Genomic DNA, 20,437 nt, shown 5'->3' on the forward strand with positions numbered 1-20,437 from the left:
CGGCTGCACAATTGCCCTGCGACCTAGTGCACTGCCAGCGAGATCTTCTCGCGCTCCTCGGTGGACACAACATCACGCGTCGGAAGCAAGTCGATGGTCACGCTGTTGAGTTTGCCGCCGTAGCGGAACATGCCCTTCTCCGCGAATTCCTCGGAAACCGGGCTGCCACGGTTGATTCCGATATCCAGCTGCTCGTTCATACTGAAGATCGCCCGGGTCGTCTTGTCGATCCTGCCCTCGGCGACAACCTCGCCGTCGACGTGCACTGTGGCGAGACCGCCCTTGCCGATGCCACCGCCGTCGTAGTCGAAATGGACCGAGACTTCCTTGACATCGGGGGACAGGGGCTTCTCAGCGCGCACGAAGGTGCGGCCACCGCCGCTGAAGTTGTAGCAATAGACGGGGACGGAATCGATGATGTACAAGGCGAATCCGCCGAACCGGCCACCGAGGCTGACCAGCATGCCGTCGGCGACGCTGCCCAGGTTGGCGGTCAACGCGTACGAGCGGTTGAAGAAGTTGGGTGCTGCCTTCTCGACCAGTCCGTTCATATGCGGGTACAGCGTCAGCGACTTGCGGCCCATCATGGGATGCGGTGGACGTGATTCCGGTGTCGAATGCCGTCCGACAGTACGGTCGTCGAGCGGCAGCACCTGGTACTTGGCTGCCTCGACCAGGAACTTCTCCTTGAGTCGCGCGAGGATCTCGGGATGCTCGTGCGCAAGGTCCCGGGCCTGCGACCAGTCGACCGTCGTGTCGTACAACTCCCACTTGTCGTCGCTCAGCGACGTGAGTTCCAGTCCATGCGTTGCCATCAGCCACGGGGCACGGTGCGCGGTGACGGCAGTCCAACCGTGATCGTAGATGCCGCGGTTTCCGAAGATCTCGAAATACTGTGTGGTGTGCCGCTCGTCGGCCGCAGGATCATCGAAGGTGTAGTTCATCGCTACACCCTCCATCGGTTTCTGCGTTACGCCGTCGACGCTCGTCGGGGCCGGGATTCCGGCAGCTTCGAGGATCGTAGGGGTGATGTCGACGCAATGGTGCCACTGTTCACGGATACCGTGATTCTCGATGCCCTTGGGCCAGTGCGCGATCAATCCGTTGCGGGTCCCGCCGTAGTGAGAGGCAACCTGCTTGGCCCACTGGTACGGGGTGTCGAGCGCCAGTGCCCAGGCAGCCGGGTAGTGCGGATAGCTGGTTTCGGTGCCCAACTCGTCGTACCGGGCGAGCACGTCTGCGGTCGCGGTCTTGTAACCGTTGAGCCCGGCGAGGTAGTTGAACGAACCCTCCATGCCGCCTTCGGCCGAGGCTCCGTTGTCGCCCATCATGTACAGGACGAGGGTGTTGTCCAGAACGCCCATGTCCTGCAAGCGATCCACCAGTCGCCCGACCTCGTCGTCGGTGTGCTCGAGGAAGGCGGCGTACAACTCCATGAGCCGGGCCGAGACCTTCTTCTGGTCATCGTCGAGCTCATCCCAGTGTGGAACGCCCGGCGCCCACGGAGCCAGGACGGTATCTGGCCCGACGACGCCGAGTTCCTTCTGCTTTTCGAGAGTGATCTCTCGCTGGCGATCCCAGCCGTGATCGAATTCGCCGACGTACTTGTTCAGGTAGCTGTCCGGAACCTGAAGGGGCGCATGGCACGCGCCGAAGGGGAGGTAGCAGAACCACGGCTTGTCCGGGTCCATGGTGTTGACGCCCTCGACCCACTCGATAGCGTGATCGACCAGGTCTTCGGACAGGTGGTAGCCCTCCTGCGGCGTCTTGGGCAGGTCCACCATCGTGAAGTCCTCGTAGAGAACCGGGGTGAACTGGTCGGATTCGGCGCCCAGAAAGCCGTAGAACTTGTCGAAACCCTCGCGTACCGGCCAACGATCGAACGGCCCCGCCGCTGTGGTCTCCCAGGTCGGGGTCTGGTGCATCTTGCCGAAAGCGCCCGTGGCGTAACCATTTCCCTGCAGGATGCGAGCGACGGTGGCTGCCGAAGCCGGCCGGGTTCCGTTGTATCCGGGTGCGGCGTTGGCCATCTCGGAGATGACACCCATACCGACGCTGTGATGATTGCGGCCCGTCAGAGTGGCAGCGCGGGTCGGTGAACACAGTGCGGCAGTGTGGAATCGGCTGTACTTGACGCCGGTGTCTGCCAGGCGTTCAGCCGTTGGGGTACGGCACGGCCCACCAAAAGCGGAGGGGGCGCCGAATCCGACATCGTCGATCATGATGAGCAGAACGTTGGGTGCGCCGGCCGGCGGGCGAATGGGCTCTGGCCGGGTGAATGGCACCTTCTGGTCTCGGTAGTCGACGGATGCGGCGACGTTCGGCGTCTCGGGGATGATCGGGATGGAATGACGATTCACAAGCGGGCTCCTGGCTGTGTCGAGACCGAGAATTAAGTTGATGACTTAATCTGCACAGTAACTCCCGATACGGGATTCGATGCAGAGGTCTCGTTGAGTGGGATTTAACCCCCGCTGAGCGCCCTTATCAACCCCCGGCGTTCGATAAAAGTGCACAGCCAATGGGGTTGCACTTTTAAGTCACTGACTTATATGCTTCAGCTCATGCCCAGCTCGTCAGATGCCAAGAGTGCAATGATTGCCGTCGCAGAACGCATGTTTGCCGAACGTGGCATTCACGAAGTGTCGATGCGCGATGTCGCGGCAGCAGCGGGGCAACGCAACAACTCTGCGGTTCAGTATCACTTCGGTGGTCGGGACGGCTTGGTGCTGGCCGTATTCCGGTATCGGATGGGCCAGATCAACATCGCGCGCCTGACATACCTCGACGACATCGACGCAAGTGGGCGTACGGATACAGTTCGGGCCTTGGTCGAAGCCTTCATCTACCCTCTTGCGGATTTCCTTGCCACCGCAGACGGTTCGAACTATGCGCGGTTCATTGCAAGAGTCTCTCCCTCGGTCGATACACAAAGTGTCGAGTTCCGTGAGGTCAGCGAGGCGAACAACGAAGTTGTCTCGCGGCTCACGCGGGCGCTGTCCCACCTCTCGCGTCGTGTCGCTGTCGAGCGGATCGACTTGATGTCCAACATGACCGTCGCTGCGCTTGCTGTTTTCGAGCAGCGGCGTGAAGAGGGAAATCCCGTGGTGAAGGCCGATTTCGACACAACTGTCGACCATTTGGTCGACCTGATGGTGGCAGCATTGCTGGCTCCGCAGAGTGAGCACACACGAACCCGAAGCAAGATCGCGCAGTCGACTGACGCGCGAGTCAACACGTAATTCGAAACGGAGCTGTTTTCATGGCTGCACTCACGTCGTCTCGTACAGTTCAAATCGGCAATCACACAATCGAATTCGGACCTCGCGGGATGCGTCGTAATCCTGAGGGTGTCGAGTCGATGCCGTACGAGCGTTTCACTCTCACCCCGGTCACACCGTTCATCGGCGCTGAGATCAGCAACATCGATCTGCGTGATCCGTCGGCAGAGCAGATCGACGACGTCCGTCGTGCATTGCTCGAATGGAAGGTTGTGTTCTTCCGCGACCAGAACATCTCGAGCCTCAATCACCGTGATTTCGCCAGTAATTGGGGTGAACTCGAAGTTCACCCGCTACTCCCGCAGGGTGACGTTCCGGCCGTGGTGCGATTCGAGCGCGGCGAGGACAGCCCAGGCACCGAAAACATCTGGCACGTCGACGTGACCTGGACGAAGACACCACCGTTAGGTTCTGTCCTGCGTGCGATCGATGTTCCGCCTGCCGGTGGCGACACTCTGTGGGCCGACATGGGCAACGCGTTCGATTGTCTCCCCGACGAGGTCAAGGAACTGATCGACGGACGTGAGGCGGTCCACGACTTCGTTCCGTCCTTCGGCCGCAGTATGTCGCCTGAAAAACTGGAGAAGATGAAGGAGCAGTACCCGCCGGTGCTGCATCCGATGGTCCGCACACACCCCGAGACGGGCCGCAAAACGCTGTTTGTGAACAGTCTCTTCACCACGCACATCCCGGACATGGATCCGCAGGAAGGTAACGACCTACTCAACCTGCTGTTCGCGCAGGTCAAGGTTCCGGATTTCCAGTGCCGCTTCAAGTGGGCGGCCAATTCCATTGCATTCTGGGATAACCGGGCAACGCAGCACTACGCGGCCAGTGACTACTTCCCGCATCGACGGATCATGGAGCGCGTCGCGATTCTCGGCGACGCACCCTTCTGATCTACTCCTGCGGAATTCGCACGACGCATCGGAAGCCGACGTGGCAGGTCGAGGACTCTTCGGACTCGCTCTGCCGCGCGGCCGGCCGGTAGCGCAGGCAGTAATTGGGTGCGCACAGATGTGACCCACCTTTGATAACTCGCAGCGGGTAGGTTTCTCCCGCAACGGTTTCCGTAGCAAGCTCGGCGCGCGGGTTGCGAGGGATGCAGCACGAGGTAGCGGGCGCCAGATTCTTGGTGCTGTGGGCGTGGTCGGCCGTGTAGTGATCCGCTGTCCATTCCCAGACGTTGCCGGCCATATCGAGGAGGCCGTAGCCGTTGGGGCGGAATTTTCCGACGGGGGCGGTGCGTTCGTAGCCGTCTTCGAGCAGGTTCTCCCACGGGAACTGGCCTTGCCACACGTTGCCACCGGGCTTTCCGCCAGGAGAGTCCTCGTCGCCCCACACGTAAGCCTTGCGATCGAGGCCACCGCGCGCCGCGTACTCCCACTCCGCTTCGGTGGGAAGTTCCTTGCCGGCCCACTGGGCATAGGCCTGCGCGTCGAAGTACGACACGTGTGTCACGGGATGTTTCTCGCGACCACCGACATTGCTGCCCGGGCCCTCCGGGTGGCGCCAATCCGCGCCGGGTGTGAAGGTCCACCACTGGGTGTAGTCGTCCAGGGAGACCGGTCCTGGCGGTGAGTGGAAGACCAAAGAACCAGGCACCAGCAGAGCGGGGTCGGCATCGGGGTAGTCGGCCGGATCGGGCGCGACCTCCGCCGTCGTGACGTGTCCTGTTGCTTTGACGAATCGTCGGAACTCGGCCACGGTGACGGCCGTCGTATCCATCCAGAAACTGTCGACGCTCACCTGGTGAACTGGGCGTTCTTCCGGGTAGAAGTCCTCGGAACCCATCCAGAAGGTTCCGCCCGGGATCAAAGACATGTTCTTCGGGGGAGTACTCATGGCGGCTGAGGGCGTCATGGTTTCAGCATGACATGCGGCCCGGAATGGGTGAAACGAGAATCCCATCTAGTGCCCTCGTCAGGGAAGGATCTGTCTAGGTGCTGGATGCGATCGTCTGATTGTCGGTGGGTTGTGAAGGTTCGATCTTGTGCCGTTTGACGAGTAGGACAATGGCGATGATGGGGTAGGCCAGGATTGGCGCGAAGGCGCCCACGTACGACGTTTGGTCCAACAGGATGATGCTGCCGCTGATGAGAGCAAAGTCGAAAAGTCCGTGGAGTACGGAGTTCAGGGCGTTACTGCCCGAAACTCGGCGTGTGAGGTAGAAGAAGTATCCAGCGAGGCTGACAATGATTGCTTGTGGGACAGCGGAAGCGCCGTGTCCGAAGACGTTGGAGAGGTGGACGGCGCCGAAGATGAGACTGGACCACAGGGCTACCTGGCCTTCGCGGAGTCCGTGGTTGCGCAGCATGGTCACTCCGATGCCGCGGAACATTCCTTCTTCGCCCCAGCCGACGAATTGCGTGGCAATTAGTAGGACAAGGACAAACAGCCAGCCTTTCTCTGCGAGTGCGCTGTAGTCGATGCCCACGAGGATCGCGACGAGCAGGATGGCAGGAACGACCCACACCCAGCGGTTCACCGGTCGGTCATCCTTGAGCACTGGACGCCACCAACCCAGAGCTGCGATGACGCCGTAGGTAAAGATGAGGGCGAGTCCCAAGGGGATCACCATCGTGAAGATGACTCCACGGGTGGTTAGTGTGTCGTCCTCGTTGCTCCAACCCGCGATGAGGCGGCCGCCGAACTGAATAATTGCCAGGTACGCGATGACAATCACTGCGAAGGCGACGTACGAGAGTTGACGCCCGGAGATGCGAGGCTGACCCTCGTGCTTGTGTATGTCCACTGCCCAATGTTAGAGCGCAGATTGATTTGACGGGGGCTGACCCGCTCGGCAGGTCACGCCAGATTCGCCCCTTGTGATCCGCCCAGAATTGCTCGTTATGCCGCGCCGGTAAGGCTGCCAGGACCGAAAAGCCGCATCTCTCTGGCGCGGGATGGGGCTTTTTGTCGTGCAGTCCGAACTACTCGTCCACTCTGGCGACCGCAGGGAGGAACGCTCGAATGATCCCGTAGTTTGCCCGGAATTTCGATCCATCGCGAATGATCAGTTCGCGTCGTTTCAACTCGTTGAGATCTCGCGTTAGGCGGAGTTGCAGGTCGCGCACATGTTACGACCTGGATGAAAGGGCATAAATGTGCCCTCGGCAGGATTCGAACCTGCGACCCTTCCTTTAGGAGAGGAATGCTCTATCCCCTGAGCTACGAGGGCGGGGAGCTCATCCGAAAAGCATGAAAACCGTGTTGTACTGCGGTTTTCGCTTGCCGGTTGGGCTGGTGCCGCTACTTGACCGGTTGGCGTTGGGCCTTGGGCGTCGTAGCTGCGGTAGTCAGTGTAGCGGCACAACCCATACGGCGCGAAGCCGACAGGCGCCCGCAGTATCGGACCTGCGCGGGCGGCGTCGAACCTCAGCGGGCGGCGTCGAACCTCAGCGGGCGGCGTCGAACCTCAGCGGGCGGCGCCGGCAATCCTCAAGTCGATTTCCCGCGGACTCAGGAGATTGTCGAGTACCAGGACGGCGCACCCGAGGATTCCCGATTGCGCCCCGTGGCTGACGGACACGATGTGCAGTGAGCGTGTGGCGAGTGCAGTTGCGTTGCCGTAGACCGATTCTCGAAGTCCGGCAAGGAAGAGTTCGTCGGCTTCGGCCATGTCGCCGCCGATGACAAGCACTTCCGGGTTGAGGAGATTGACAGCGCCGGAGATCACGTCGCCGATGAGCCGTCCGCTGGTTCGGATCAATCGGCGCGCTTCTCCGTCGCCGTCGAGGGCCAGTCGAACGACGTCGCGGACGTGGCCGACGTCCCGGCCCTGGGCTTCGAGTGCATGCACGAGAGCCCAACCGCTGGCGACGGTTTCGACGCAACCGACGTCGCCGCACCGGCATTGAACATCCTTGGCGGCAGCGGTTTTGGTGTGCCCGATCTCGCCGGCGGCGCCGAGTGAACCGCGTTGCAGTACACCGCCGAGAACGATGCCGGCGCCAAGGCCGGTGGAGGCTTTGATCATGAGTAGGTTCGGTGCGCTTTCACGTCTTTCGCTGAGTTCCGCGAGTGCCATGACGTTAGCGTCGTTGTCGGCGAACAATGGTGCGTCTGTGACCGATGCAAGGTAGGGAGCAAGGGCAACACCGTCCCAGCCCGACATCATCGGCGAATCGAGACTGGCTCCGGCGGCGACGTCGACCGTCCCGGGGATGCTGAGCCCGACTCCGATGACTTCGGAAGGCGGGCGGCCGATTCGGGCCAGCAATGACGTCAGATGGTCGGCGATCTCAGGCATCAGTTCGTCGGGCCCGACGCCCACCGATTTGTCGATGTCTTCCGCGGTGAGGATGGCCCCGGAAAGGTCTGTCACGGCCAACTGCGCACGCGAGCGGCCGATCGCGACAACCAGCACCAATCCAGCGGACTTGTCGAACGTCAAGGTGGCTGGCGGACGGCCACCAGTCGATGGGCCTTCGTCGTCGTCCGCGATGAGGCCGATCGACTGCAGTGCGCTCACTCGGGCAGACACCGCGGTCCGGGACAGTCCCGTGAGTTTCCCGATTTCGCTTCGTGTGGTCGCCGACCCTGCGCGGATCAACGAGAACACCTCGCCGGCTGTGGCGGGAGTGATGGGCGGTCGGGTCATACCTTCTATTCAAGCATTCTCTCAGCGTTACTTCAGGGTGCAAAAGATTATTTACTTTAGTCTTTTTAGAACCTAAGTCGGTATTGTGAAAAAGCAGAAGTGGGCCTAGGCTGTGTCTTGACTCACTGGGCACCGCGTTCTCGGGTGAGTCGCAGTACAGAGGTCAGAGGGCGCACGAACCTAGGGGAGAACCCGATGAGTCGTACCGACACGCAGAACGAGATTGTCGACTTCGCGCGCAAATGGCAGAAGTTCGACGGCGGACCGGACGAAGACATCTTTGTCACCTTCGGTCTGGAACCCCACGAGTACTTCCGGAGATTGAAGAACATCCTCGACAACGGCAACGCTGCACTGGATTCCCCTGTGGCGATCGAACTCGCCACGGTGTGTGCGCACCGGTTGCGTCAGCGAGACGTCCAGTTGATCGGCCAGTAGGCCACCCACATCCTGTTCGTCACTGAATCAAGTCCACAGAATTAAGAATTGAGGTCGCCATCATGCACAAGCACCTTCCGATGCCGAATCCGACAACTGAAGTGTGGGACTGGCAGATGCAGGGGGCATGCCGTGGGCACGACTCCGCCGTGTACTTCCATCCCGACGGTGAGCGTGGGCATGCCCGCGAAAACCGCGAACTCAACGCAAAGAAGATCTGCTCCGGTTGCCCGGTTCTTCAGCAGTGCCGCGAACATGCGCTGGCTGTTCACGAGCCCTACGGCATCTGGGGTGGAATGACGGAGACCGAGCGCGCAGAATATGTGCGATCGCTGCGTAAGCGCAGCAACCGAATGCCCGCGGTCGCAGTCGCGAGCTGAAGGTCCTTCAGAGAGGACACGTTGTGACGCTCGTAGCCGGTATCGATTCCTCGACTCAGTCGTGCAAGGTCATTGTCCGTGATGCCGATTCGGGTGAATTGGTCCGGGAGGGACGCGCGAGTCATCCCGCCGGCACCGAGATCGACCCGGCGCGGTGGTTGGAGGCCATGGACAGTGCGATTGCCGCTGCAGGTGGGCTGAATGACGTCGCCGCGGTGTCTGTGGGCGCGCAACAGCACGGCATGGTGTGTTTGGGCGGCGACGGCGATGTAGTGCGACCGGCGTTGCTGTGGAACGACACTCGTTCCGCACAGGCTGCGAGCGAACTTGTCGACGAGCTGGGCGGTCCGCAGGCGTGGGCCGACGCCGTGGGAGTGGTGCCGGTAGCCGCAATCACCGCGAGCAAGCTGCGCTGGCTGGCGGATCACGAACCCGACAATGCGGATCGCACTGCAGCAGTGTGTCTTCCACACGATTGGCTGTCCTGGAAATTGGGCGGCGCCGTCTCGCTCGACGCGCTGGCCACCGACGCCGGTGACGCGAGTGGAACGGGGTACTTCGCGGCCGCGACGCGCGAGTACCGGATGGACTTGCTGTCGCTGGCCTTTCGCGATCGAACACCACAGGTTCCCCGTGTTGCGGTACCGAACGAGAAGATCGGTATCACTCGATCCGGCGCGGTCATCGGACCGGGGACCGGTGACAATGCCGCAGCCGCACTGGGTTTGGGGGCGATTCCCGGTGACGTGGTCATCTCGATCGGAACGTCCGGTGTCGTGTCTGCTGTGTCGGTCACGCCGACGCACGATTCGAGTGGCAATGTCGCCGGTTTTGCCGACGCAACCGGACTGCACCTGCCGCTGGTGTGCACACTCAACGGCGCCCGGATTCTCGACGCGACGGCATCAATTCTCGGCGTCGACCACGAGGAACTGTCTCGGTTGGCATTATCTGCTCCGCTCGGGAATGACGGCCTGGTGATGATTCCGTACTTCGAGGGCGAACGAACCCCCAACCGTCCCGACGCGACCGGCGCTATGCACGGTTTCAGGCTCCAGAATTCGACGCCGGCGCATTTTGCACGCGCTGCCGTCGAAGGATTGCTGTGTGGTTTGGCCGATGGCGTGGACGACCTCGTGCGTCAAGGTGTCCAGGTGAAACGGGTCCTGTTAGTGGGTGGGGGCGCGAAGTCTCGCGCTTTGTGCGAGATCGCTCCCGCGATTCTCGGGGTGCCGGTTGTGATACCCGATCCTGGTGAATACGTTGCGGAAGGTGCATGCAGGCAAGCTGCCTGGACGCTGCTCGGCGACGAGCGCCCACCGGTGTGGACAAAACCGGAGGAGAGGCGCTTCGAGGCCGCGCCGGCGCCGCAGGTTCGGGAACGTTACGCATCGCTGCGCGAACTCACCGAGGGCGTGTAACCACAGAGCCTGAAGCCGTTAGCTCGGTTAGGGTGACTCCGTGGACTTGTTGGTAGGTATAGACATGGGGACGGGCAGCAGTAAAGGGGTTCTCGTGACCCCTGACGGCGTGGTTCTGGCGACCGAGCAGATCGATCACCAGATCTCGATGCCCCGGCCCGGGTGGGCCGAGGTGGACGCCGAGAAGATGTGGTGGTCCGAGGTGTGTGCGATCTCCAAACGTCTTGTGGCACAGGTTCCCACGATTGCCAAGGTTGCCGGCGTGTGCGTCAGTGGTGTCGGCCCGGCACTGGTGTTGTGCGACAGTGAACTTCGTCCCGTTCGTCCCGCCATTCTCTACGGAATCGACAGTCGAGCATCGGCAGAAGTGGCTTCGCTGACCGAATTATTCAGCGAGAAGGCAATACTCGATTGTGGTGGCAAACTTCTGTCGAGTCAGGCCGTCGGGCCGAAGATCGAGTGGGTACGCATCCATGAACCGGAGACTTTTGCCGCGGCGACTCGCTGGTACGGGTCGAATTCGTACATCGCCGCAAAGCTGACCGGTGAGTATATTCAGGATCATCACACTGCAAGTCAGTGTGATCCGCTCTATTCGGTTCGAGACTTTACCTGGAAATCCGATTGGTGCGGTCGTGTTCTCGGCCATCTCGAATGCCCTCGATTGGTATGGCCGAGTGATGTTGTCGGACTGGTGCACGCTGATGCAGCCGAGCAGACCGGACTGCCCGTCGGGACGCCCGTCGTCGCGGGAACCGTCGACGCGTTTTCCGAGGGATTCAGTGTGGGTGCCCGTCATCCCGGGGACCTCATGCTCATGTACGGGTCGACGATGTTCCTCGTGCAGGTGCTCGACAAGTTTCACAGCAATCCGGCACTGTGGACAACCGCGGGCGTTCAGAAGGACACCCTGGCACTCGCGGCCGGCACATCCACCGCCGGAAGCCTGACCGGGTGGCTTCAAAAGCTCACCGGTGATGCACCATTCGAACAGTTGCTCGCCGAGGCCGAGGCCGTGCCTGCCGGCGCCGAAGGGCTGTTGATCCTGCCGTACTTCGCCGGTGAACGTACCCCCGTGTTCGACCCCAAAGCCAGAGGCGTTGTTGCCGGACTGTCCTTGCGCCACGGCCGGGGGCATCTGTTTCGGGCCGCCTATGAGGGTATTGCCTTCGGAATCCGCCAGATACTCGAAATGTTCGGCGACACAGATGAACCTGTTCGCCGCACGATCGCTGTGGGAGGTGGCGTCAAGAGCCGGGTCTGGACACAGGCGCTCAGCGACATCACCGGACACACGCAGTTGGTTCCGGCTCAGACCATCGGCGCCAGCTACGGCGACGCGCTGTTGGCTGCGATCGGGACCGGACTTGTTGCGCCGGATACCGATTGGACGACTCTGTCGCACGAAGTAGTGCCGAACGCAGCCAACCGGGCGATGTACGAGGATTTGTATCAAACGTGGTTGACGCTGTACCCGTCGACGAAGGAACAGATCCACGCCCTCGCCGAATTCGGCTGATCGGTCGAATGGCGGTGGCCACTCAGCTCACGAGGTAGCCGCCGTCGATGGGAAGGTCTGTTCCGTTCACCATGGCGGCGGCATCCGACGCCAGCCAGACGACGGCCTCGGACACCTCGTCCGGCATGGCAAAGCGCCCAGTCGGGATACGGTTCAACATCGGTGCAGCCTTGTCGTGTTCACCCCATACCGTCTGGCCCATTTCGGTGAGTACAACCGTCGGGCAGACCGAGTTTGCCCGGACGCCGCGGCTACCTAGTTCCAAGGCAAGCACTTTGGTGGCCATCACCAACCCGGCCTTTGCGATGCAGTACGAATAGTGCTCGGGCAACGCGCGCAAGGCTGCTGCCGAAGCAACCGTCACGATGGCTCCGCCGCCCGCATCGGCCATGGCTGCGCCGAGTTTCGCGGCGAGCAAGGCCGGTGCACGGAGGTTCACGTTCAGAACCGCGTCGAAGTTGGGTTCGGTGATGTCGGTGACAAATTCGGGATACGAGATTCCGGCGTTGTTGACCAGGATATCCAGGCCACCGAATACCTCGAGGGACTCTTGTGCAACCTGTGTCGGTGCGCCGGGCAATGCGAGATCTGCAATGAGAATCTCGGCGCGCACGCCAAAACTGTCGCGTAGTCGGTCGGCCAGCGTTGTCAGTTCGCAGCGGCTACGGCCGGAGACGATTACGTCCGCGCCGGCTTGGGCACAAGCGTGTGCGATTTGCGCGCCTATGCCTTTCGACGCTCCCGTGACAAGAGCGCGTTTTCCTTCGAGCGGGCGAGATGACGCAGTAGGCATGGTAAGGCCTTTCGAAGTTACTCGACCGCAAGTATCTGCTGTGCGGTGGTGGGGTCGGTGACAAGTTGATTGAAGTATCGGCTGCGCGCACCGGCGATGATGGGGGCGACTTTCTCGGCGCCGACGGCCACGGCGATACCTACCGGGATATCTTGCAGTGCAGACAGTTCGAGCGCAATAAGGCGATCGCTTCCGGGGAAGTCGACGGGGTTGCCGTCGCGATCGTAGAACCGAGAGCAGATGTCGCCCACGGCTTCTCTAAGCGAGGACGACGTTATCGGAACGAACTGCGGAATGTCGGCGCGCAGCAAAGGTGGAGCGCCGATGCCCATGAGGATCGCCCGAGCCCGCGGCCACAGGCCGAGAACTCGCTGTATGGCCGGATCCCGGGTAAGGATCGGATACAGATCGGGACCAGGAAGCGCCGGCGCAAAAAGGTAATTCGGACGCCCGCCGATCTTGTTCGAGATCAAGCGGGTGATCTCGTTGGTCTGGTACCACTCTTCCGGTTGGTCGTTGCCGCCAACGGTGGGAGCGACCAGGACTCCTGGGACCGGCGTCAGATCGTATTGTGCGACTTCGTATACCGTGCGTCCGGAGGATACGAGTAGTACGTCACCTGGCATGAGGCCGGCGCCGGCGAGGGCCTCGGCTGTCGCGGGTGCGAGTACCGATCCCATGACGTCGACAGTGCCCTTCTGCTGTGCCGGAGTGGGTAGTGGTCCCGACAGGTACACGCGGTGCAGTCCGAGTTTGACGCGCAACCGCTCGGCCAGGCTTCCGTGTGCTTCTTCTTGCGGCGGTACAACCTGGATGCGGACTATGCCCTGCCGTCGCGCCTCGGAGAGCATGCGACTGACAGTGGCGCGGCTGGTGCCGAGGGCTTTTGCGACTTCGGCCTGAGTGGCTTCTTCGTCGTAGTAGAGCTTGGCCGCGGTGTAGAGCAACGCGCGTGTGAACGTGCTGTTTGCACTGGCCGGTGCCGAACCGGCGGGGGTGGATGCGGGTACCGGCACCGCGTCTGAGCTGCTGATCGGCATGACTGAAAGGTACCGCATGAACAGATGCTCACGCATCCAGTTCAGGTGAACAATTGTGCTGGACATATGTAAATCGATCCGATACTGTGACCGCCGACACATGAAAATGTGGTCATGTGCAGCCACTGGACCAGCGCATTGCGCTTTGTCCGGATCAGATCCCAAGAGGAGACAAAGATGTCCGAGACGATGAAGGCGGTCATCTGCCACGGTCCGCGCGACTATCGACTCGAAGAAGTGCCCAAGCCGGTACCGGGCCCTGGTGAAGCGCTGGTTCGGGTCGAGGCAGTCGGAATCTGCGCGAGTGACCTGAAGTGCTATCACGGTGCAGCCAAATTCTGGGGCGACGAGAACCGTCCGGCGTGGGCCGAGACCGAAGTCATTCCGGGGCACGAATTTGTCGGGGAGGTTGTCTCGATCGATGCGGAAGGATCCAAGCGCTGGGGCGTCCAGGTGGGCGACCGTGTGGTCTCCGAACAGATCGTCCCGTGTTGGGAATGCCGCTACTGCAAGCGCGGGCAGTATCACATGTGCCAGCCGCACAACCTGTACGGATTCAAGCGCGTCACCCCCGGTGCGATGGCCGAATTCATGGTCTATCCAGTGGAAGCCTTGGTGCACAAGGTATCCAAGGATCTTCCGGCAGCGCATGCTGCTTTTGCCGAGCCGCTGTCGTGCTCACTGCATGCAGTCGAACGAGCAGGTATTACCTTCGACGACGTCGTTGTTGTTGCGGGCTGCGGGCCGATCGGGCTGGGGATGGTCGCCGGCGCGCGAGCAAAAAGCCCAGCGCACGTAATCGCTCTCGACATGGCCCCGGAAAAGCTCGAGCTCGCCAAACTGTGCGGAGCTGACATTGTCATCAACATCGCCGACGAGGACGCCGTGCAGATCGTCAAGGATCTCACCGACGGGTACGGAGCCGATGTCTATCTCGAAGGGACAGGCCATCCGTCCGCAGTTCCCCAGGGCCTCAACATCTTGCGTAAGCTCGGCACCTACGTCGAATACGGGGTGTTCAAAGACGACGTCAGCGTCGACTGGAGCATCATCAGCGACGACAAGGAGCTTGATGTCCTGGGGGCGCACCTGGGTCCCGACTGCTGGCCGGCCGCAATCCGGATGATCGAGTCCGGCCTGCTCCCGATGGACAAGATCTGCACGCATCAGCTTCCGCTGGAAGATTTCCAGAAGGGGCTCGATCTGGTGGCCAGTGGCACCGAGTCCGTGAAGGTCTCGCTCATTCCCTGACAGTTCGCACAACCGACCTGTGCCGCAGGTCGTTCGAGATCCCACTCATCCATTCAGCGGAGAATCCACATGAGTCGTTTCACACCCCGCGTCCCATTCAGCGGTGGTCCCCAGCTCTCTCGTCGAGAGATGTTGCGGGCGTTCGGTATCGCGGGAATGGCTGCCGCAAGTGTGCCCATACTTTCCGCCTGTGGTGTCGGCGGTGGTGAGAAGCCGACCAACGGCGCGTCGGAGGTGACGGGCGGATTCAATTGGCGGGCGCTGGAAGGCACGAGCATCAACATCCTGCAGACTCCACACCCGTATCAGCAGGCGTTGCAGCCGCTCCTCTCTGATTTCACCGAGCTGACCGGAATCACGGTCAAGGCGGATCTGGTGCCGGAGGCGGACTACTTCACCAAACTCAACACCGAACTCGCCGGCGGAACCGGTAAGCACGACGTGTTCATGCTCGGTGCGTACTTCATCTGGCAGTACGGCCCACCGGCTTGGCTGGAGGACCTGAAACCGTGGCTCGAGAACACGTCCGCCACGAGCGACGAGTACGACTTCGAAGATATCTACGAGGGGCTGCGAACCTCTACCCGTTGGGATTTCGAACTGGGATCCCCTCTGGGAACCGGGGGACAGTGGGCGTTGCCGTTAGGCTTCGAGAACAATGTCGTCACCTACAACAAACGGGTCTTCGACGACAAGGGAATTACGCTCCCTGACACATTCGACGGATTGATCGAACTTGCAACGGATCTCACGGATCGAAGTGAGAACGTCTACGGAATCGCCACGCGAGGGTCGAAATCCTGGGCGACGATTCACCCCGGATTCATGACACAGTTCAGTCGCGAGGGTGCCAAGGACTACGAACTCCGCGATGGCGAACTGGTCGCCACTATGGATTCGGACAAGGCGGTGGCCTTCACACAGAAGTGGATAGACATGATGCACGATGCCGGTCCCACGTCGTGGACGACGTACGACTATCCCCAGGCAACAGGCGATCTCGGTGACGGCAAGGCGATGATGGTGTACGACGCAGACAGCGCGACGTACCCGAAGAACAAGCCAGGAGCCAGTCGCGAAGCGGGTAACCTCGCTTGGTACCCCGGCCCGGCCGGGCCGGACGGTAGTTACGCGACCAACTTGTGGACGTGGTCGCTGGCCATGAATGCGCGTTCCGAGAAAAAGCATGCAGCCTGGCTTTTCCTGCAGTGGGCCACCAGCAAGAAAACGCTCAACGACGCGGTCAAATCAGGTATCTTCGCGAATCCCGTGCGCAAGTCCGTGTTCGACGAGACTTTCAAACAGGAAGTCGGCGATGGTATGCCGGGCTACCTCGAAACATTCGAGACGGTGATTGCCAGTTCCAAAATTCAGTTCACGCCACAGAAGAAGTTCTTCGACACCACGGAGGACTGGGCCGTGGCGCTGCAGGACATCTACGGCGGCAAGGATGCGCAGTCGACTCTCTCCTCGCTCGCCAAGACCAACACATCCAAGGTAAACCTCTGATCCGCGGCGGATCACCGGAGCAAGGGAGTAAGGAATAGTGACTACCCAATCCACCCGTCCGCCGTCGGAGGCACACTCCGCGAAACCGGCAGGCGCATCGTCCCGTACCGTCGCACCGCCCGAAGTTCCGATGTGGCGACGCAAGTTGCGCCCGTATATCCTCTCGATCCCGGCTGTCGTGATCGTTGTCGGAATTCTCTATCCGTTCGTGATCGGCGCGTACTACTCGTTCCTGAATTACGCAGCGGTGAATCCTGATCCACAGTTCGTGTGGTTCAAGAACTTCGCGAGTGTCCTGGGCGACTCGAGCTTCTGGACCAGCGTGCGCGTGACCGGAGTCTTCGCGATTGTTGCCACAGCGGTCGAAACGGTGATCGGCGTCGGCATCGCGCTACTACTCAACCGTTCGAGCTTGATCGGGAAGATCTTCGAGAAGGTGCTGATCCTTCCGTTGATGATCGCACCGGTCATCGCCGGTGTGATCTGGAAGCTGATGTTCAATCCGCAGTTCGGAATCTTGAATCACGTTCTCGGACTGGGTAACACATTTGACTGGTTGAGCAGTCAGAATGCACTGTGGTCGGTCATTCTGGTGGACCTGTGGATCTTCACCCCCTTCGTGGCGATTCTTGTTCTCGCCGGCATGCGTTCGCTACCGAAGGAACCGTTCGAAGCGTCCGAGGTGGACGGTGCCAGCTGGTTCTACATGTTCCGCAGGCTGATGCTGCCCATGCTGTGGCCGTACATTCTGGTCGCCGTGATCTTCCGATTCATGGACAACCTCAAAGTGTTCGACGCCGTCTACGTCCTGACCGCGGGCGGACCGGGACTGTCCACCCGAACGCTCCAGATCGGTGCGTTCGAGGATTCGATCATCAATCTCGACTATTCCCGCGGCAGCACCTACATGTTCTTGCTGTGGATCATCGTGTTCGTCACCGCGCGCTACCTGGTGAGCGTGCTGGGCAAGGCGCAGCGTCGTGCTGCCGGAGCGGAGTCGTAAAGTCATGGCCAGTGAATTGATGCCAGGCCAGAAGAGATTCACCGTCGGCGCCGTTGCCGCGGACATCGTATTGATCGTCTGGTTCGTCTTCTCGCTCTTTCCGATCCTGTGGATGTTTCTGCTGGCGCTCAAGACGCCGGCCGAGCAGACCACCACGTACTTCAAGTTCAGCCCCACATTCGAGAACTTCGGAACCGTGCTGAGCCAGAAGGGCACGGATCTGACGAGTGTCGACTTCAAGTCGGCCCTGTTGACCAGCTTGATCAATTGTGGTGGTGCTGTTCTGGTTTCGTTGGCGATTGGTATCCCGGCCGCGTATGCCGCCGGTCGCTGGAAGTACAAAGGTTCCAACGACCTGATGTTCAACATGCTTTCGTTCCGCTTCGCGCCGGAGCTGATGGTGATCGTGCCGCTGTTCGTCATCTACAACCAGATCGGGTTGTTCGACACCAAACTCGGAATGGTCTGGGTTCTGCAACTCGTGACGATGCCGTTGGTGGTCTGGATCCTGCGCTCGTACTTCGAAGACCTTCCCGAAGACCTCGAGCAAGCGGCATTGTTGGACGGATACACCCGTAAGCGCGCCTTCGTGATGGTGGCGCTGCCACTTGTTCGTCCCGGAATCGCTGCAGCAGCTTTGCTTTCGTTCATCTTCGCGTGGAACAACTACGTATTCCCTCTCATCCTGGCCGACAGTAACGCCGGAACCGTCACCGTCGCGGTGACCAAGTTCCTCGGTGGTGGCGGACAGGCCTACTACAACCTGACAGCCGCGGCGGCGGTGATCGCTGCTCTACCACCGCTGATTCTGGCGTTGACGATTCAGCGATACCTTGTCCGCGGACTGTCGTTCGGGGCGGTGAAATCCTGATGGTCGCACTTACTGTCAAAGCATTGACCAAGCATTACGGAAAGACCGTGGGCATCGACGGCATCGACCTCGACGTGGCAGACGGTGAATTCCTCGTCATTCTGGGGCCTTCGGGCGCAGGCAAGACCACGACGCTCAAGTCGATAGCCGGACTCGTCGAGGTCGACGACGGTACCGTCGACATCGGGGGAGTGGACATGACTCTCGTCGAGCCCTATCACCGCAACGTTGCCATGGCTTTCGAGAGTTACGCCCTGTACCCGCAGAAGACGGTGTCGGAGAATCTGGCGTCACCACTCAAGTCCGGGCGAACCGGAAAATACTCGGAGGACGAGCAGAAGCGCCGTATCGACGCGGTCACCAAGACGTTGGGAATCAACCACCTGCTCGAGCGGTTCCCGCGAGAGTTGTCCAACGGACAGCGGCAGCGTGTCGCGCTCGGTCGTGTGCTGGTGCGGCCGGCCGACGTGTACCTCCTCGACGAGCCTCTCTCACACCTCGACGCCAAACTACGTGCGGCGATGCGTGCCGAATTACGTCAGCTCGGTCAGATGTCCAACACCACAACGGTGTACGTGACGCACGACTATCAGGAAGCACTCGCGCTGGGTGACCGCATCGCCATCCTGCGGGAGGGTCGGCTGGTCCAGATCGACACTCCGGCCAACATCTGGAATGCGCCCGCTGACACGTTCGTGGCACGTTCGCTCGGTCAACCCGAGATCAACGTGTTCGAGGCAGTAATCGACGGCGCAGTGCTCCGGGTGCTCGGCACCGAGCTGGAGGTCGGGATTCCGGCGGACATCACGATATCGTCGTCGGCCGGCGCTCGAATCGGTATCCGACCGTGTGACATAGAGATTCGTGCAGATTACTCGGGGAACTCCGCCGCTGTGGCCGTACGAGGCCGGATCAAACTGGTGGAGCGTCTCGGCCGCAATGTCGAACTCTCGATAGATCTCGGTGGCGGAGTCACGATGATCGGTCTGTCGTCGGGTGGTTCACTCGCGGTCGAAGGCGCCGAGATAGTTGTGGAAGTTGCTCGCCAGAACATTCACCTGTTCGAGGGCGCACCCGAAGGAACAGACAGTCGACGAATCGGCAGCGCGATCGCCGGCGCCGGTAGGACCGGCGAAAGTGTAACGACCTACGCAGCACAGGAGGACGGGCGATGACCACTACCGCCGAGAGTCGTAGCGGCGCGAAGGTCGCGCAATCACTCACCTTGGACAACCTGGAGAAGACCTACTCTTCGCGTGGGCGGGCAACATTCCATGCGGTCAAGGGGATCGACCTGCACATCGAACCCGGTGAATTGGTTGCACTGCTGGGTCCTTCGGGATGCGGCAAGACGACAACCCTTCGGATGATCGCCGGACTCGAGACCGTCTCGAGTGGGGAGATCTTGATCGGTGATCGGAAGATCAGTCAGTTGGCACCCGGGAAACGAGGCGTCGGTGTTGGATTCGAGAGCTATGCTTTGTATCCGCCGCTCTCGGTGCGCGACAACCTCTCGTACGGCTTGAAAGCCCGAAAAGTAGCGGGCGCAGACGAACTGGTGGCCACCATTGCCCGTCGTCTCGAGATGGAAGACCTACTCGACTTGCGTCCGGCCGGATTGTCGAGCGGACAGAAGCAGCGGGTTGCACTCGCCCGGGCTCTTGTACGCAACCCACCGGTGCTGCTCCTCGACGAACCGCTCTCGCACCTCGACGCGTCGGCGCGGCAACGGGTTCGGCGTGAGCTGAAGATGCTGCAACGCGAATTCGGTTACACGACAATCGTGGTCACTCACGACCAGGTCGAAGCGCTGAGCTTGGCCGACCGCCTTGCGGTGATGGACGGTGGCATCATCCAGCAGTACGGCACTCCTGACGAGGTGTTCGACGATCCGGCCAACATCTTCGTGGCAGAGTTCGTGGGCGAACCGCAGATCAATATGTTCGACGGCACTGTTCGCCTCGAGAACGGAGCTGCGGTAGTTGCCATCGGCTCGGCTGGGACCTTGCCGGTCTCGACACGAAATGTCGTCGACGGCCAGTCGGTTCGGGTCGGGGTTCGCCCTCAGGACATGACCATGGTGTCGGGGCCTGCCGGAAATCGACAGATCACGGTGCACGTCAAGCACTTCGAGCACTTGATGGAGTTCGGTCTGGTGCAGGTGAGCGCAGCGGGGACCGAATCGACTGGCTCGGGTTCGACGCTGATGGTTCAGACGCCGGCCCACGAGAGATTTGCGGCCGGCGACGAGTGCGCTGCGACGGCTCTTCCCGAACGTGTCTATCTATTCGACCCCGAAACCGGAAATCGACTGCGTTAGAGGTATTT

At 61.0% G+C, this 20,437-nt stretch carries 18 protein-coding genes and 1 tRNA gene; 12 read left to right on the forward strand and 7 right to left on the reverse strand.

Features of this window, described 5'->3' with window-relative positions:
- Positions 1-23: 23 nt before the first annotated feature.
- The gene (locus tag V2B23_RS10760) at positions 24-2,360 is read right to left on the reverse strand and encodes an arylsulfatase (protein WP_430950341.1); all 2,337 of its coding nucleotides are present in this window, start codon (positions 2,358-2,360) and stop codon (positions 24-26) included.
- 204 nt (positions 2,361-2,564) lie between these two features.
- On the opposite strand from V2B23_RS10760, the gene V2B23_RS10765 reads away from it, so the two are divergent.
- Together V2B23_RS10765 and V2B23_RS10770 are read left to right on the forward strand one after the other, a co-directional pair.
- Positions 2,565-3,242 carry a TetR family transcriptional regulator gene (locus V2B23_RS10765; protein WP_430950342.1) on the forward strand — a complete coding sequence of 226 codons (678 nt, stop codon included), beginning with the start codon at positions 2,565-2,567 and terminating at the stop codon, positions 3,240-3,242.
- Positions 3,243-3,262: 20 nt separating this feature from the next.
- Entirely contained in the window at positions 3,263-4,180 is a 918-nt protein-coding gene (locus V2B23_RS10770) for a TauD/TfdA dioxygenase family protein (protein WP_430950343.1), read from the forward strand.
- A 1-nt stretch (position 4,181) separates the two neighbouring features.
- Here V2B23_RS10770 and V2B23_RS10775 read toward each other — a convergent pair whose 3' ends face one another.
- The 4 genes from V2B23_RS10775 to V2B23_RS10790 form a co-directional block, all read right to left on the reverse strand.
- Positions 4,182-5,144 carry a formylglycine-generating enzyme family protein gene (locus V2B23_RS10775; protein ID WP_430950344.1) on the reverse strand — a complete coding sequence of 321 codons (963 nt, stop codon included), beginning with the start codon at positions 5,142-5,144 and terminating at the stop codon, positions 4,182-4,184.
- Between the two features lie 76 nt (positions 5,145-5,220).
- Positions 5,221-6,036 carry a CPBP family intramembrane glutamic endopeptidase gene (locus V2B23_RS10780; RefSeq protein ID WP_233364313.1) on the reverse strand — a complete coding sequence of 272 codons (816 nt, stop codon included), beginning with the start codon at positions 6,034-6,036 and terminating at the stop codon, positions 5,221-5,223.
- Positions 6,037-6,389: 353 nt separating this feature from the next.
- A tRNA-Arg gene (locus V2B23_RS10785) sits at positions 6,390-6,462 on the reverse strand.
- 237 nt (positions 6,463-6,699) lie between these two features.
- Positions 6,700-7,884, reverse strand: a complete 1,185-nt coding sequence (locus V2B23_RS10790) for an ROK family protein (protein WP_095888413.1) — start codon at positions 7,882-7,884, stop codon at positions 6,700-6,702.
- Between the two features lie 195 nt (positions 7,885-8,079).
- On the opposite strand from V2B23_RS10790, the gene V2B23_RS10795 reads away from it, so the two are divergent.
- From V2B23_RS10795 to V2B23_RS10810, 4 genes are all read left to right on the forward strand, one after another.
- Positions 8,080-8,322, forward strand: coding sequence for a DUF3263 domain-containing protein (locus V2B23_RS10795; RefSeq protein WP_430950345.1), 243 nt, complete (start codon positions 8,080-8,082; stop codon positions 8,320-8,322).
- Between the two features lie 62 nt (positions 8,323-8,384).
- On the forward strand, positions 8,385-8,702 hold the full coding sequence (locus tag V2B23_RS10800; protein ID WP_430950346.1) for a WhiB family transcriptional regulator: 318 nt from the start codon (positions 8,385-8,387) through the stop codon (positions 8,700-8,702).
- A gap of 23 nt (positions 8,703-8,725) precedes the next feature.
- Positions 8,726-10,123: a xylulokinase gene (xylB, locus tag V2B23_RS10805; RefSeq protein ID WP_430950347.1), complete on the forward strand. Its 1,398-nt coding sequence runs from the start codon at positions 8,726-8,728 to the stop codon at positions 10,121-10,123.
- Between the two features lie 40 nt (positions 10,124-10,163).
- Complete coding sequence (locus tag V2B23_RS10810; protein ID WP_430950348.1) at positions 10,164-11,642, forward strand: FGGY-family carbohydrate kinase; 1,479 nt, start codon at positions 10,164-10,166, stop codon at positions 11,640-11,642.
- Between the two features lie 22 nt (positions 11,643-11,664).
- On the opposite strand, the gene V2B23_RS10815 is transcribed toward V2B23_RS10810, so the two are convergent.
- Both V2B23_RS10815 and V2B23_RS10820 read right to left on the reverse strand, forming a co-directional pair.
- Positions 11,665-12,435: an SDR family NAD(P)-dependent oxidoreductase gene (locus V2B23_RS10815; RefSeq protein ID WP_430950349.1), complete on the reverse strand. Its 771-nt coding sequence runs from the start codon at positions 12,433-12,435 to the stop codon at positions 11,665-11,667.
- Positions 12,436-12,452: 17 nt separating this feature from the next.
- Positions 12,453-13,475 carry a sugar-binding transcriptional regulator gene (locus V2B23_RS10820; RefSeq protein WP_430950689.1) on the reverse strand — a complete coding sequence of 341 codons (1,023 nt, stop codon included), beginning with the start codon at positions 13,473-13,475 and terminating at the stop codon, positions 12,453-12,455.
- Between the two features lie 177 nt (positions 13,476-13,652).
- Between V2B23_RS10820 and eltD the strand changes: the two genes are divergently transcribed.
- From eltD to V2B23_RS10850, 6 genes are all read left to right on the forward strand, one after another.
- The gene (eltD, locus tag V2B23_RS10825) at positions 13,653-14,726 is read left to right on the forward strand and encodes an erythritol/L-threitol dehyrogenase (protein WP_430950350.1); all 1,074 of its coding nucleotides are present in this window, start codon (positions 13,653-13,655) and stop codon (positions 14,724-14,726) included.
- Positions 14,727-14,855: 129 nt separating this feature from the next.
- Entirely contained in the window at positions 14,856-16,235 is a 1,380-nt protein-coding gene (locus tag V2B23_RS10830; RefSeq protein WP_430950690.1) for an ABC transporter substrate-binding protein, read from the forward strand.
- Between the two features lie 37 nt (positions 16,236-16,272).
- A complete protein-coding gene (locus tag V2B23_RS10835) occupies positions 16,273-17,238 on the forward strand; it encodes a carbohydrate ABC transporter permease (protein ID WP_430950351.1) in 966 nt (321 codons plus the stop codon).
- A 4-nt stretch (positions 17,239-17,242) separates the two neighbouring features.
- The gene (locus V2B23_RS10840) at positions 17,243-18,109 is read left to right on the forward strand and encodes a carbohydrate ABC transporter permease (RefSeq protein WP_430950352.1); all 867 of its coding nucleotides are present in this window, start codon (positions 17,243-17,245) and stop codon (positions 18,107-18,109) included.
- Entirely contained in the window at positions 18,109-19,284 is a 1,176-nt protein-coding gene (locus V2B23_RS10845) for an ABC transporter ATP-binding protein (RefSeq protein WP_430950353.1), read from the forward strand. The genes V2B23_RS10840 and V2B23_RS10845 overlap by 1 nt, the downstream gene beginning before the upstream one ends.
- Positions 19,281-20,429 carry an ABC transporter ATP-binding protein gene (locus tag V2B23_RS10850; RefSeq protein ID WP_430950354.1) on the forward strand — a complete coding sequence of 383 codons (1,149 nt, stop codon included), beginning with the start codon at positions 19,281-19,283 and terminating at the stop codon, positions 20,427-20,429. Before V2B23_RS10845 ends, V2B23_RS10850 begins: the two co-directional genes overlap by 4 nt.
- Positions 20,430-20,437: the final 8 nt, after the last annotated feature.

This window comes from Rhodococcus sp. 24CO (genome assembly GCF_050586165.1).
Classification (GTDB): Bacteria; Actinomycetota; Actinomycetes; order Mycobacteriales; family Mycobacteriaceae; genus Rhodococcus_F.